The organism is Microbacterium festucae (genome assembly GCF_025421715.1).
Taxonomy (GTDB): Bacteria; Actinomycetota; Actinomycetes; order Actinomycetales; family Microbacteriaceae; genus Microbacterium; species Microbacterium festucae.
Map to the genome: position 1 here is coordinate 311,691 of NZ_JAOEFC010000001.1, position 12,896 is coordinate 324,586.

At 71.8% G+C, this 12,896-nt stretch carries 11 protein-coding genes and 1 tRNA gene; 7 read left to right on the plus strand and 5 right to left on the minus strand.

Annotation, left to right across the window (positions count from 1 at the left end; genetic code table 11):
• Positions 1–66: 66 nt before the first annotated feature.
• The 3 genes from N3K63_RS01365 to N3K63_RS01375 all read right to left on the minus strand — a co-directional run bounded on the left by N3K63_RS01365 (position 67) and on the right by N3K63_RS01375 (position 4,475).
• On the minus strand, positions 67–2,493 hold the full coding sequence (locus N3K63_RS01365) for an ATP-dependent helicase (protein ID WP_261578171.1): 2,427 nt from the start codon (positions 2,491–2,493) through the stop codon (positions 67–69).
• Between the two features lie 61 nt (positions 2,494–2,554).
• Positions 2,555–3,214 (minus strand): LuxR C-terminal-related transcriptional regulator, encoded by a 660-nt coding sequence (locus N3K63_RS01370; protein WP_261579151.1) that lies wholly within the window; start codon positions 3,212–3,214, stop codon positions 2,555–2,557.
• 4 nt (positions 3,215–3,218) lie between these two features.
• On the minus strand, positions 3,219–4,475 hold the full coding sequence (locus tag N3K63_RS01375) for an ATP-binding protein (RefSeq protein WP_261578172.1): 1,257 nt from the start codon (positions 4,473–4,475) through the stop codon (positions 3,219–3,221).
• A 114-nt stretch (positions 4,476–4,589) separates the two neighbouring features.
• Here N3K63_RS01375 and N3K63_RS01380 point away from each other — a divergent pair, with 114 nt between their 5' ends.
• From N3K63_RS01380 to N3K63_RS01390, 3 genes are read left to right on the plus strand one after another with little or no spacing between them, the layout of a single operon-like run.
• Entirely contained in the window at positions 4,590–6,290 is a 1,701-nt protein-coding gene (locus tag N3K63_RS01380) for a PspC domain-containing protein (RefSeq protein WP_261578173.1), read from the plus strand.
• Positions 6,287–6,682, plus strand: coding sequence for a hypothetical protein (locus N3K63_RS01385; RefSeq protein ID WP_261578174.1), 396 nt, complete (start codon positions 6,287–6,289; stop codon positions 6,680–6,682). The genes N3K63_RS01380 and N3K63_RS01385 overlap by 4 nt, the downstream gene beginning before the upstream one ends.
• 37 nt (positions 6,683–6,719) lie before the next feature.
• The gene (locus N3K63_RS01390) at positions 6,720–7,094 is read left to right on the plus strand and encodes a YccF domain-containing protein (protein ID WP_261578175.1); all 375 of its coding nucleotides are present in this window, start codon (positions 6,720–6,722) and stop codon (positions 7,092–7,094) included.
• A gap of 508 nt (positions 7,095–7,602) precedes the next feature.
• On the opposite strand, the gene N3K63_RS01395 is transcribed toward N3K63_RS01390, so the two are convergent.
• Both N3K63_RS01395 and N3K63_RS01400 read right to left on the minus strand, forming a co-directional pair.
• Positions 7,603–8,394, minus strand: a complete 792-nt coding sequence (locus tag N3K63_RS01395; RefSeq protein WP_261578176.1) for an ABC transporter permease — start codon at positions 8,392–8,394, stop codon at positions 7,603–7,605.
• On the minus strand, positions 8,391–9,440 hold the full coding sequence (locus tag N3K63_RS01400) for an ATP-binding cassette domain-containing protein (RefSeq protein ID WP_261578177.1): 1,050 nt from the start codon (positions 9,438–9,440) through the stop codon (positions 8,391–8,393). The genes N3K63_RS01395 and N3K63_RS01400 overlap by 4 nt, the downstream gene beginning before the upstream one ends.
• Before the next feature lie 61 nt (positions 9,441–9,501).
• On the opposite strand from N3K63_RS01400, the gene N3K63_RS01405 reads away from it, so the two are divergent.
• The 4 genes from N3K63_RS01405 to N3K63_RS01420 all read left to right on the plus strand — a co-directional run bounded on the left by N3K63_RS01405 (position 9,502) and on the right by N3K63_RS01420 (position 12,892).
• On the plus strand, positions 9,502–10,491 hold the full coding sequence (locus N3K63_RS01405) for a helix-turn-helix transcriptional regulator (protein WP_261578178.1): 990 nt from the start codon (positions 9,502–9,504) through the stop codon (positions 10,489–10,491).
• A gap of 237 nt (positions 10,492–10,728) precedes the next feature.
• Positions 10,729–11,151 (plus strand): hypothetical protein, encoded by a 423-nt coding sequence (locus tag N3K63_RS01410; RefSeq protein ID WP_261578179.1) that lies wholly within the window; start codon positions 10,729–10,731, stop codon positions 11,149–11,151.
• 113 nt (positions 11,152–11,264) lie between these two features.
• A tRNA-Met gene (locus N3K63_RS01415) sits at positions 11,265–11,340 on the plus strand.
• 55 nt (positions 11,341–11,395) lie between these two features.
• On the plus strand, positions 11,396–12,892 hold the full coding sequence (locus tag N3K63_RS01420) for an alanine/glycine:cation symporter family protein (RefSeq protein ID WP_261578180.1): 1,497 nt from the start codon (positions 11,396–11,398) through the stop codon (positions 12,890–12,892).
• Positions 12,893–12,896 lie beyond the last annotated feature (4 nt).

Sequence of the window (12,896 nt, forward strand, 5' to 3'; positions counted from 1 at the left end):
CGTCGAGCCTAGGCGCTCGACCGCCGGCGCCGGTGCGCGGTCATCGCCGCGCTCGACGACCGGAGGTCAGAGCTTCGCGATCGGCGCGACCTTGATGAGCAGCTTCTTCGCACCGGCGCTGTCGAACTTCACGTGCGCGACGCGCTTGGCGCCCTCGCCGGTGACCATGTCGACGCGGCCCTCGCCGAAGTCGTCGTGGCGGATGCGGTCGCCCGCGGCCAACTCGAGATCGCCGTTGTCGCGGATCTTCGCCGGGATGCGGTTGGCGAACTTCGTCACATCGCCCGCCGGGCGCTCCCGGCGCGGCAGCGGCACGAGGTCGTCGCCGTAGCGCGAGCCGCCGCCGCCCCCACCGGGACGGCGCGCGTTGAGCGCCCGCGACTGGGTGCCGCCGCGGGAGTTCACGTCGCCGGGCGACTGCCGCCAGTCGATCAGCTCGTGCGGGATCTCCTGCAGGAACCGGCTGGGCATCGCCACGGTCACCTCGCCGAACTGCGCGCGGGTCATCGCCAGCGACAGGTGCAGCTTCTTGCGGGCGCGGGTGAGCGCGACGTAGAACAGGCGCCGCTCCTCCTGCGGGCCGCCCGGCTCCCCCGCCGAGATGCGGTGCGGGATGAGGTCTTCCTCGACGCCGGTCACGAACACGGCGTCGTACTCCAGGCCCTTGGCGGTGTGCATCGTCATCAGCGACACCGATCCCGACTCGTCGTCGAGGTCGTCGGCATCCGAGACCAGCGCCACCTCGGTGAGGAAGTCGAGCACGGTGCCCTCGGGGTTGTTGCGAGCGAACTCGCGGGTCACCGCGACGAGCTCGTCGAGGTTCTCGACGCGCGCCTCGTCTTGCGGGTCTTTCGAGCGGCGCAGCACGTCGAGGTAGCCCGACTTGTTCAGCAGCACGGTGAGCCCGTCGGTGACCGAGGTGGGCGGCGGGATCTCGCCCGAGGCGGGCAGCATGATCTCGGAGGCCTCGGCGAGCACGGCATCCAGCTGCGAGATCGCCTGCTGGATCTTCGGTCCCACCCCGAGCGCGGATGCGTTGGCGAGCGCGTCGCGGAAGGTGATGCCCTCGTCGGCGGCGTAGCGGGCGATCGCCGTCTCGGTGACATCGCCGATGCCCCGACGCGGCCGGTTGAGGATGCGGCGCACGCTCAGCTCGTCGGCCGGGTTGGTGACGGCGATGAGGTAGGCCATCGCATCCTTGATCTCGGCCCGGTCGTAGAACTTGGTGCCGCCCATGATCTTGTAGGGCACCGCCGAGCGGATGAAGATCTCTTCCAGCGCGCGCGACTGCGAGTTGGTGCGGTAGAACACCGCCACCTGGCTGTAGGGCACGTTCGCCTTGTGCAGGGCCTCGATCTCGTCGGCGACGAACTGCGCCTCGTCGTGCTGCGAGTAGCCGGTGAACCCGATGATCGCATCGCCTGCGCCCACGTCGGTCCACAGCTTCTTGTCTTTGCGGTCGAAGTTGTGGCTGATCACGGCGTTGGCCGCCGACAGGATGTTCTGCGTCGAACGGTAGTTCTGCTCGAGCAGCACCACCTTCGCGCCGGGGAAGTCGCGCTCGAACTCGCTGATGTTGCGGATGTCGGCGCCGCGGAAGGCGTAGATCGACTGGTCGGAGTCGCCGACGACGGTCAGCGAGGCGCCCGGCTCGGTGGCGGGGGCGTCGAAGATCATCATGCCGCCGTGCTCGGTGGGCGCCGCGTCGGAGCCGGGCGGCCGGGTGAGCTCGTGGATGAGGGCGTACTGGGCGTGGTTGGTGTCTTGGTACTCGTCGACCAGGATGTGCCGGAACCGGCGGCGGTAGGTGTCGGCCACCTGCGGGAACGCGCGGAACAGGTAGACCGTCTGGGCGATGAGGTCGTCGAAGTCGAAGGCGTTCGCCCGCTGCAGCGCCCGCTGGTAGTCGCCGAAGATCGCCGCGAACAGCCGCTCGGCCGGGTCGTTCATGTTGGCCTGGCGCGCGAACGACTCGGCGTCGGCCAGCTCGTTCTTGAGCTTGGAGATGCGCCCCTGCACGGATGCCGGGGTGAGGCCGAACGCGTCGGCCTCGTGCTCTTTGACGAGACGCTTGATGAGGGCGCGGGAGTCGCCGGAGTCGTAGATGGTGAAGTTCTTCGTGAATCCGAACTGGTCGGCCTCGCGCCGCAGGATGCGCACGCACGCCGAGTGGAACGTCGAGATCCACATGCCGCGCGAGACGTCGCCGACGAGCTGGTGCACACGCTCGCGCATCTCGCCGGCGGCCTTGTTGGTGAAGGTGATCGCGAGGATCTGGCTGGGCCAGGCCTCGCCGCCGCGCAGCAGCGACGCGATCCGCCGGGTGAGCACGCTCGTCTTCCCCGAACCGGCCCCCGCGACGATCAGCAGCGCCGAGCCGCGGTAGGTGACGGCGGCGCGCTGGGGCGGATTGAGTCCGCGCAGCAGGTCATCGTCGGCGCGGGCACCCTCGGTCGGGCTGCCGAGGACGACGGGCTTCAGGGGTTCTGGCATGGCCCGTCAATTCTAGGCTCGCCCTCCGACACCCACTCCCGGCCGCCCCGCCTCGCGTCGGCTACAGCAGCCGACGCTCCGACGCCCAGACCGTCAGCTCGTGCCGCGACGAGAGCTGGAGCTTCCGCAGCACCGCCGACACGTGGGTCTCGACCGTCTTGATGGAGATGAACAGCTCGGATGCCACTTCCTTGTAGGCGTAGCCGCGGGCGATGAGCCGCATGACCTCCTGCTCGCGCGCCGACAGCCGGTCGAGCTCGTCGCCGGCCGCGGCGGTCTCCCCCGCGACGGCGCCGAACGCGTCGAGCACGAACCCCGCCAGCCGCGGCGAGAACACCGCGTCGCCACCGGCGACGGCGTGCACCGCACGGCTGACCTCGACGCCCGACGAGCCCTTGGTGATGTAGCCGCGGGCACCGGCGCGGATGACGCGCACGACATCCTCCGCCGCATCCGACACGCTCAGCGCGAGGAATCGGGTGGGGACCCCCGCGCTTCCGCGGATCACCTCTTCCCCGCCGGTCGCCTCGGCGCCCGATCCGCCGGGAAGGTGCACGTCGAGCAGGACCACGTCGGGTCGCGCCTGCGCGATCGCGGCGATCGCACCGGGCACGTCGGCCGCCTCGCCGACGACGTCGACGGTGTCGTCGAGGTCGTTGCGCAGTCCCGACCGGAAGATGGAGTGGTCGTCGACGATCACGACCCGGATGCCGCCCGGCACGGACTCACCCACGGTTCGCCTCCCCGCTCGGCCCCGCTGCCGGGCCGGCCCCGAAGTGCAGGTGCACCTCGGTGCCGGCATCCGTCGATCTCACCGTGGCGGACGCGCCGACCCGGCGCATGCGCCCGATGATCGACTGCCGCACGCCGAGCCGGTCGTCGGGGACGGCATCGATGTCGAACCCGTCGCCACGATCGCGGATGTAGACGTCGACGCCCGCGGCGCCGCCCTCGATGTACACCGACACCTCACCCCCGGCATGGCGGGCGGCGTTGAGCATCGCTTCGCGCGCGGCGGCCGCCAGCTCGCCGCTGGCCCGCTCGGTCGACAGCCCCGCCGAGACGACGTCGATGCGCACGGGATAGTCGAGCTCGAGCGCGCCGGCGTAATCGCGCAGGTCGGTGGCCAGGTCGCTGTCGGCCGGCTGATCGCCGTCGTACAGCCAGGCGCGCAGCTCGCGCTCCTGGGCGCGCGCCAGGCGGGCGACCTCGCTGGACGCGCCGCTGCGGTTCTGGATGAGCGCCAGGGTCTGCAGCACCGAGTCGTGCAGGTGGGCGGCCATCTCGGCGCGCTGCTCTTCGCGGATGCGGGCGACGCGCTCCCCCGACAGCTCCCGCCACTTCTCGATGAGAGTGGTCGACGGCAGCGCCACGAGCCCCGCCAGCGGCAGCAGCACGATGAACAGCACCGCGATCCCGTCGGAGGCGAGCAGCTGCAGCGGGATGAGGAAGGCGAGTACCAGCACGACGGATGCCACGACGCGCACCGCAGCGGCATGCCGGGGTCCGCGTGCGGGGTCGGCGCGGTCGATGAGGGCGGCCCACATCCCCGCGGCGACGGCGAGGACGACACTGCCGGCGACGGTGACCGCCAGCAGCGCGGCGCCGTTGTGAACGGCGATCTGCACGCCCATCAGCGATGCGCCGGCGGCACCGGCGAGGATCCAGGCGACCGGCGCCGAACGCGTCACCGCCGCGGCGCCGCTCTCGCGCGGCGTGAACGCCCAGCACCAGAGGTAGAACAGCACGCCGGCACCGGCGCAGAGGCCGAGCACGACGAACAGGGCGCGGACGGCCCCCACCGGCGCACCGAGGTGGCGGGCGAGGCCGGCGCTCACGCCCGTGACGACGCACTCGCGCGGCAGCTGCAGTGCAGGCCGCGCCACGGCGGGACGCGCCGGCGGCAGCGGCCGGGCGACCGGCGACGGCGGCCCGGATGAAGAGGGCGCCGGATGCGGCGGCGCCGCAGCGGAGGTCGACATGCCGCCATCCAATCACCCCCGGCTGCGCACACCGAGGGCGGCGCCCGGGAATCAGGGTGCGGTCAGGGGATCACCCCATGGCGGCGCCCCCGCCCCGCCGCGGAGGATCGAAACATGACCGACACCCCCGTCCTCGATCCCGGCCCCCCGCCGTCGGCGCCGTCCTCGGCACCTTCCTGGCGGCCGAGCCGATCCGACCGCTTCTTCGCCTGGACGGCGGGCCTGGGCCTCGTGCGCGGTGACGGCTGGATCGGCGGCGTGGCCGCCGGTGTCGCGGCCCGGCTGCGGATCGACCCGCTCATCGTGCGCGGCATCCTCGTCGTCACGGGCCTGTTCGGGTTCCCCGTGCTGTTCCTCTACGCCGTGGCGTGGGCGCTGCTCCCCGACCTCGAGAGCCGCATCCCCCTGCAGGAGGCCCTGCGCGGCCGGTTCGTCGCCGCCCACGTCGGCATCCTCGCCTTCCTGCTGCTGGGCGTGCTGCCCGCCCCCGCTGCCCTGTTCGTCGGCGCGCCCACCTGGTGGTCGTTCGCCGGTGGCGGCGGCGTCTACACGGCGCTGAGCATCATCGGGATCCTGATCGCGATCGGCATCGGCGGCGGACTCCTCTTCCTCATCGTCCGGGCGGCGCAGGGCGCCGGCCACCCCGCTTCCGAGACCGCGCCGCGAACGGCTTCCGCCGCGGCCTCGGATGCGTCCGCCCCGCCGGCCGCTTCGGGTGCGGCCGAGCCCGCGGACGCCGCCGGGACGGATGCCGCCGGCTTCGCGGCATCCGTCCCCCCTCTCTCCCCGCTCCCGTCCGATGACGGGCGGCCCTCCGACGAGGTCGGCCGGGCGCCGGCCGACGCGGCGCCGACCGACGAGGCTGCGCTGACCGAGGCGGCGCCGACCGATGAGGCGCTGACCGAGGCGGCGACGGAGGCCGCGACCCCGGCCGACGAGATGGCCGCCTGGCGCGAGCAGCACGCGGCGTGGAAGGTGCAGGAGGACGCCTGGCGCCGCGAGCAGCAGAACCTCGCCCGCATCGCCCGCGATCAGGCGCGGCGCGAACGCCACGCGCACGCCGCGGCGTTCACCGCCGAGGCGGCCGAGCGGCGTCGCATCCGACGCCTGACCGCCCCGCGCACGCCCTTCGCCTATGTCGCCGCCGCCGTGGGGCTGGCGGTGCTCGCCGGCACGCTGAGCGCGCTCGCCTCCGCCTCCGAGCTCGCCGTCGCGCAGGGGGTGTTCTGGGGCGCGCTCGTGCTCGCCGCGGCGATGGTGGTCGCGGGACTCCTCCGGTGGCGCAGCGGCTTCCTCGCCTTCCTCACGATGCTCGCCCTGGCGGGTGGGCTCGTGGCCACCGCGGTTCCCACGGTGCAGGCGATGCACGTCGGCGACTACGGCATCTCCAATCTCGCCGGCGCCGAGACCTACCCGGCCGGCGCGCCGTTCGTGCAGCCGTGGGGCGACCTCACCGTGTACCTGGGCGACACCGGCACGAGCCGTCCGATGCACGTCGAGAAGCGCATGGGCACCACACGCATCGCCGTCGAGCCGGGCGTCGAGGTCACGATCGATGCGACCACGACCCATCAGAGCGCCATCTACCTCATCGACGCCGCGGGCGACTACCGCGTGCTGTCGGCCGAGCCCGGCACCCAGCGGGAGGTCCTCGCCGACGGTCGCACCCGCTACGTCGCGACGATCGCCGGGACCGCAGCCCCCATCACGACCCGCCAGACCATCGTGCTCGAGCAGGAGGTCGGCCCGATCGACATCCGGCTGCTGCAGCCGAACGCCACCGACGCGAGCACCACCGAGGGAGAGACCCCATGAGCGACCGCGACCTGCACCCGATGTCCGAGCTCGACGCCGCGACCACCGAGCTGCCCGCGGAACTGGCGCCGCCGGCCCCTTCCGACGCGAGCGCGGCGGAGCCCGGTGACGCGGCGGAGGCCGTCGACGCGGGGGAGGCCGTCGTGCCGCTGCGCGCCCGCACCCGCTGGGCGGGGATCGTCTGGGGTCTCGTCTTCGTCGGGCTCGCCGCCGCCGGCGTGTGGCTGAGCTCCGCCGAGGGCCGCGCCGACGAGCTCGCCGCGTGGATACAGCGCCTCGACACGGCGACCGCGATCGGGTACGGCCTGCTCGCCGTCGGCGCGCTCGTGCTGGTCACCGGCCTGGTGGGCCTGCTGCGCCGCGCGCAGCGCGCGGTGGCCGCCCGCCGATGAGGCATCCGCTCAGCCGCCGCCCGGCAGAATGGATGCCGTGCGCACCCTGCTGAACATCATCTGGCTCGTCCTGTCCGGATTCTGGATGTTCCTCGCGTACCTGCTGGCCGGTGTGCTGCTGTGCATCCCGATCATCACGATCCCGTGGGCGATCGCGTCGTTCCGCATCGGCGCCTACGCACTCTGGCCGTTCGGTCGCACGATCGTCGAGAAGCCCACCGCCGGCGTCGGGTCGTTCCTCGGCAACGTCATCTGGGTGATCCTCGCCGGCATCTGGCTCGCCATCGGCCACATCCTCACCGGCATCGCGATGTGCATCACGATCATCGGCATCCCGCTCGGCATCGCGAGCTTCAAGCTCGTCCCCGTCTCCCTCATGCCCCTCGGCAAAGAGATCGTCGACCTCCCCTAGCCCCCGGCCTCCCGGCCTCCCCCGCCCCGCTCGAGTGTCCAAGACACGCCGCTGGCGCCGCCCGGATGCCGCGTGTCCTGGACACTCGCCGCACGAACCGCCCCGACCCTCGCGCACCCCGCCCCGTCTCGCGCCCCCGCCCCGCTCGAGTGTCCAAGACACGCCGCTGGCGCCGCGCGGATGCCGCGTGTCCTGGACACTCGCCGCACGAACCGCCCCGTCCCTCGCGCCCCGCCCCTCGCCGCCCCCGCCCCGCTCGAGTGTCCAAGACACGCCGCTAGCGCCGCGCGGATGCCGCGTGTCCTGGACACTCGGCGCGCGAACCGCCCCGTCCCTCGCGCCCCGCCCCTCGCCGCCCCCGCCCCGCTCGAGTGTCCAAGACACGCCGCTAGCGCCGCGCGGATGCCGCGTGTCCTGGACACTCGGCATCCGCGGCGAGGACCGAGAGCACGGGGCCGACGGCACCCGCCGACGGCACCGCCCGCGGCGCCGCCCGCCCGACCCAGCGTCAGTTGCTGCGGCGCATCGCACGGATGCCGGCCCACAGGCCGACGGCCGCCACGGCGCCTGCAGCGAGCCAGCCCCACAGCACCACGGGGTCGCCGTAGCGTCCCGACATCAGCGCGCGCTCGGCCTGCACCACCCAGTTGACAGGGTTGACGGTGGCGACCGCCCGCATCCACGCGGGGCCGTCCTCCAGCGGCAGGAGCATGCCCGACAGGATCATCAACGGGAAGATGAGCGTCTGCTGCACGCCCCAGAACAGCCACTCGCGGTCCTTCGTGCCGAGTGCGAGCGTGTACGAGAGCGACCCCAGGCCCACACCGAAGACGGCCAGCAGGGCGAGGCCCACGATGAGCCCGGGCAGGTCGATCGCGAACCCGAAGGGCCACGCGATCAGCACGATCACCACCGCCTGAACCACGATGGGCGCGATCTCCTTGAGGGCGCGACCCACCAGCAGCGACGAACGCGCGAGCGGAGCGACCAGCGTGCGCTCGTGCGAGCCGGTCATCATCTCGTACTGCAGGTTCGACCCGGTCGCTCCGGTGCCGAACAGCACGATCATCACGAGCACGCCGGGCACGAACCACTGCAGGGTCTCACCGATCGGCAGCCCCGAGGTGCCCACCAGCAGCGGCGCGAACAGCCCCAAGAAGATGAGCGGCTGCACGAGGCTGAAGATCAGGGTGAACGGGTCGCGCGCGACCGGCTTGAGTTCACGGGTCAGCACGTTCCAGGTGTCGCGGGCGGCGTTGGCGCGCACCGCCGTGTCTGGACGAGGGGTGGTGTCGGTCATCGCGAGGCTCCTGTCTGCTCGGCGGATGCGTCATCCGCGGGTTCTTCGGCCGGCTCCCCCTCGCCGGCTTCGCGCAGTGTGCGGCCGGTGAGTGCGAGGAAGACGTCGTCGAGGGTCGGCGGCACGCCGGTGGCGCGTTGCACGCGGATGCCGTCGGCATCGAGCGCGCGCACCGCCTGCGGCAGCAACGCGTCGCCGTCGGGGACGGTGACGGTGACGGATGCCGCATCCTCACGCCGCACGTCGCGATCGGTGAGGGCCGCGACGATCGGCATCGCTGCGTCGGCGTCGGCGGGCGTGTCGAATCCGAGCGAGATCACGTCTCCGGCGAGTTCGGCCTTCAGTCGTGCGGCGGTGTCATCGGCGATGACGCGGCCCCGATCCATCACCATCACCCGCTCGGCGTACCGGTCGGCCTCTTCGAGGTAGTGGGTGGTGAGGAACACGGTCGTTCCGTGGGAGCGGCGCAGCTCGAGGATGTGCTGCCAGAGATTCGCCCGGCTCTGCGGGTCGAGCCCGGTCGAGGGCTCATCGAGGAACAGCAGCGGCGGCGCGTGCATCAGCCCGAGGGCCACGTCGAGGCGGCGCTTCTGGCCGCCCGAGAGCTGCTGCACCGAACGGGCCGCGAAGCTCCCGAGATCGAGCGAATCGATCAGTTCGTCGGCTCGGCGGCGCGCCGCGTGCTTCGACATCCCGTAGAACGCGCCCTGGCTGAGCAGCTCGTCGCGCGCCCGCTGCGAGAAGCTGCCGCTGGTGAGCTGACCGACGTATCCGATACGCGCCCGCACGTCGGCGGGGCGCTGCAGAATGTCGAAGCCGACCACCCGGGCGGTGCCGGCGGTGGGCGGGATGAGAGTGGTGAGCATGCGCAGGCTCGTCGACTTGCCCGCGCCGTTGGGTCCCAGGAACGCGACGAGCTCGCCGCGCGCGACCTGGAACGTGAGGTCCGCGACCGCGGGGGGCTGCTGCGCCGCGGTCGTCTTCTGCTTCTTCGCTGGGAAGCGCTTGGTGAGTGCCTGCGCTTCGATGATCGGTTCCATCGCCATAGCCCGAGGCTAGAAAGCAATGCGGACAGATTCCGTCCGCGATCCGTGGGATTCTCGATGCATGTCCGACACGACCGGCCGCGCCCTCTCCCTGCTGAATCTTCTGCAGACGCATCGGCATTGGCCCGGCGCCGAGCTGGCCGACCGCCTCGGCGTCACCGAGCGCACGGTGCGGCGCGATGTGGAGCGGCTGCGCGACCTCGGATACCGCATCGAATCGACGCCCGGCGCCGCCGGCGGCTACCGGCTGGAGGCCGGCAGCGCCGTGCCGCCCCTGCTGCTCACCGACGAAGAGGCCGTCGCGATGGCGATCGGGCTGCGACTGGCGGCATCCCAGCGCATCACGACCGGCGTGGAGACCACGATCACGGCGCTGGCCAAGCTCGAGCAGGTGCTTCCCGCGCCGCTGCGCCGACGGGTCAACGCACTGGCAGAGACCGTGCAGCCGGCGGGGCTGAACGCGGGCGCGCCCGTCTCGACCGAGGTGCTCGGCGAGCTGGCGCTGGCGTGCCGCGACCACGAACGCGTGCGATTCGTCTACACCGCGGCATCCGGCGAGGTGACCCGCCGCCGCGTCGAACCGCACGCGCTGGCCCCCGCCGACCGCCACTGGTACTTGCTGTGCTGGGACCTCGATAAGGACGACTGGCGCACCTTCCGCGTCGACCGCCTCGCCGCCATCGACCACACGCGTGTCCTGTTCTCGCCGCGCCCGCTCACCCCGGAGCAGATCGAGGAGTTCATCCTGGTCGCCCGCTCCTGGGTGCAACAGCCCGTGGAAGCGGATGCCGTGATGGCGCTGCCCCTCGCGCAGATGCGCGAGATGTTCGGGCAGTGGGGTCAGGGCGCCACGGCCGAAGGCCCCTCGCACACGCGGTGGCCGGTCGGAGGTGCCGACTTCCGCGAGACGATGTACGGCCTGTCCTGGATCCCGGCCGACGTGGAGTACACGACCGACCTCGCAGGTGCGGCGCGCGACGACCTGCGGGAGACGCTGCAGCGGATGCTGCGCGCCCTCGACGCCTCGCCCCCACCCACCGCCGCGCGCTGAGCACCGTCCCCCCGGCGCCGGGCACCGGGCACCGGGCACCCGCCGAGTGTCCAAGACACGCGGCTGGCGCCCGCCGGATGCCGCGTGTCTTGGACAATCGACCCGCCGGCGCCCCGCGGGGCGCCCCGCGCGCGGCACCAACCCCGCGACATGTGACGCACCGGGAATATTCCGGCGCCGGGGGCGTTGTCACCTGCAGGTTCGGTCTCGTCGTTCCGTGGACCGAAGGAACCCCTTATGCCGATCTGGCTCGAACAGCTCCGTGGCATCCTGTCGATGCGCGCCGCCACCCACGCTGCGCTTCCCGACCTGCGCCAGCTGCCGTCCGCCCGTGCCCGTGTCGAGGGAACGCACTTCGTGGCCAACGACCCGGAGCGCCGCCACCGCGCCGATCGCCCCTATGTGCTGCGCCGTCAGCGTCGCCGCGGGCCGGCGATCGCGGTCTTCGCGCAGGGGCGCAACATCGGCTACGTCGCCGCCGCCCGGGCCGCCGCACTGGCGCCGCTGCTGGACGAGCTGGGCGGGGCCGCGCTCGTCAACGGCGTGGGCGCGTCACCGCGCAGCACCCGGTTGTGGATGGACCTGCCGACCGACGATGCGCTGTCGCGCTACGTCATGCTCTACCCGACGGCAGGGGCGGAGACCTCGAGCGCAGGCTGACCGCGCGGTCATGTGACGACTCCTACCGAAATCACAGGTCACACACCTGGCGGTTGTCGCAGGCCCCCTCTAGCGTGAGATCCGTCCCCGCCGGCACCACCGCCGACGGACATCGCGGCGATCCGGGCGGTCCCGGGCACTGGTTCATACCCACGTGCGCTGCGGGTTCGACTCCCGCCGTCGCGTCCAGGTTGCAGGTGACGAAAGTCGAGCGGATCGCTCAGTCGTTCGCCATACTGACCAGATGGATGCCGTCAACGCGTGGTTGCTGACCTGGGGCGACAACCTCTGGACCTGGATCGTCCTTCCGGTGGTCGTCCTCCTCGGGCTGTATTTCACCGTCCGGTCGGGCGTGGTTCAGTTCCGCCTGATCCCGGAGATGTTCCGCACGCTGACGGACAAGACCCCGCAGACCGCCGACGGGCGTCCGCAGTCCGTCTCGGCGTTCCAGGCGTTCACCATTTCGGCCGCCTCCCGTGTCGGCGTCGGCAATATCGCCGGCGTGGGTACCGCGATCGCCGTCGGCGGGCCCGGCGCGGTCTTCTGGATGTGGGCGATGGCCTTCATCGGGGGTGCGTCGAGCTTCATCGAGTCTTCCCTCGCGCAGCTGTTCAAGGTGCGCGATGTGGACAGCTTCCGCGGTGGCCCCGCCTACTACATGCAACGCGGGCTGAAGGCGCGATGGCTGGGGATCTGGTTCGCGATCATCCTCATCGTCTGCTTCCCGTTCGCGTTCAGCTCGCTCCAGGCCAACACCATCGCCGCGACGGTGTCGTCGAGCGTCGGCGACGACCTGCCCTGGCTGCCGTGGACCGTGGGGGCCGGCATCGCTGCACTCACCGGTCTGGTCGTGTTCGGCGGCGTGCGGCGAATCGCATCGGTCACGCAGTTCCTGGTGCCGATCATGGCCCTGGCCTACCTGCTGCTGGGGATCGTCGTCGTCGCCCTGCACGTCGACCGGATCGGCCCGGTGTTCGCGGAGATCTTCACCTCCGCGTGGGGCTTCAACGAGGTCGTGGGCGCCGCCTTCGGCTACATCGTGCTCACCGGCGTCAAGCGCGGGATGTTCTCGAACGAAGCCGGCCTCGGCTCCGCACCCAACGCTGGTGCGAGCGCCGCGGTGACCCACCCGGTCAAGCAGGGTCTCGTGCAGACCCTCGGCGTCTACTTCGACACCTTCCTGGTGTGCTCGATCACGGCCTTCATCATCCTGGTGTCCGTCCCCGATCTGGCAGGGGCCACGAGAGGGATCGGGCTGACCCAGGGCGCTCTGGTGAGCACGCTGGGCGACTGGTCGAACATCGCGCTGAGCATCATCATCTTCCTCCTCGCCTTCTCCTCCATCCTCGGCAACTACTACTACGGCGAGTCGAACATCGAGTTCATCTCGACCAGCCGCGCCCTGCTCACCGGTTACCGGCTGCTGGTCATCGTCGCGGTGCTGGTGGGCTCGGTCGCCGGCGCCGACCTGGTGTGGAACTTCGCCGACGGCGTGATGGGGTTGATGGCCCTCACCAACCTCATCGCCATCGGCCTGCTGTCCGGCATCGCCTTCCGGCTGCTCAAGGACTACACCGCGCAGCGCCGTGCCGGACGAGACCCGGTCTTCACCCGCGACCGGCTGCCCGGGGTGAGCGGAATCGAGTGCTGGGAGGATGAGCTCACCGTCACCGGACCGGTCGAGATCGCCGTCACCTCGCGCCAGGCGGCCAAGCACCGCGACCACCTCCACCACGACTGATGCC

Excerpts from the sequence above, each read along its gene's own strand:
- N3K63_RS01410 (WP_261578179.1), top strand. The coding sequence starts at position 10,729 with ATGCCGATCTGGCTCGAACAGCTCCGTGGCATCCTGTCGATGCGCGCC.
- N3K63_RS01405 (WP_261578178.1), top strand. The coding sequence starts at position 9,502 with ATGTCCGACACGACCGGCCGCGCCCTCTCCCTGCTGAATCTTCTGCAG.
- N3K63_RS01395 (WP_261578176.1), bottom strand. The coding sequence starts at position 8,394 with ATGACCGACACCACCCCTCGTCCAGACACGGCGGTGCGCGCCAACGCC.
- N3K63_RS01380 (WP_261578173.1), top strand. The coding sequence starts at position 4,590 with ATGACCGACACCCCCGTCCTCGATCCCGGCCCCCCGCCGTCGGCGCCG.
- N3K63_RS01375 (WP_261578172.1), bottom strand. The coding sequence starts at position 4,475 with ATGTCGACCTCCGCTGCGGCGCCGCCGCATCCGGCGCCCTCTTCATCC.
- N3K63_RS01385 (WP_261578174.1), top strand. The coding sequence starts at position 6,287 with ATGAGCGACCGCGACCTGCACCCGATGTCCGAGCTCGACGCCGCGACC.
- N3K63_RS01365 (WP_261578171.1), bottom strand. The coding sequence starts at position 2,493 with ATGCCAGAACCCCTGAAGCCCGTCGTCCTCGGCAGCCCGACCGAGGGT.
- N3K63_RS01400 (WP_261578177.1), bottom strand. The coding sequence starts at position 9,440 with ATGGCGATGGAACCGATCATCGAAGCGCAGGCACTCACCAAGCGCTTC.
- N3K63_RS01420 (WP_261578180.1), top strand. The coding sequence starts at position 11,396 with ATGGATGCCGTCAACGCGTGGTTGCTGACCTGGGGCGACAACCTCTGG.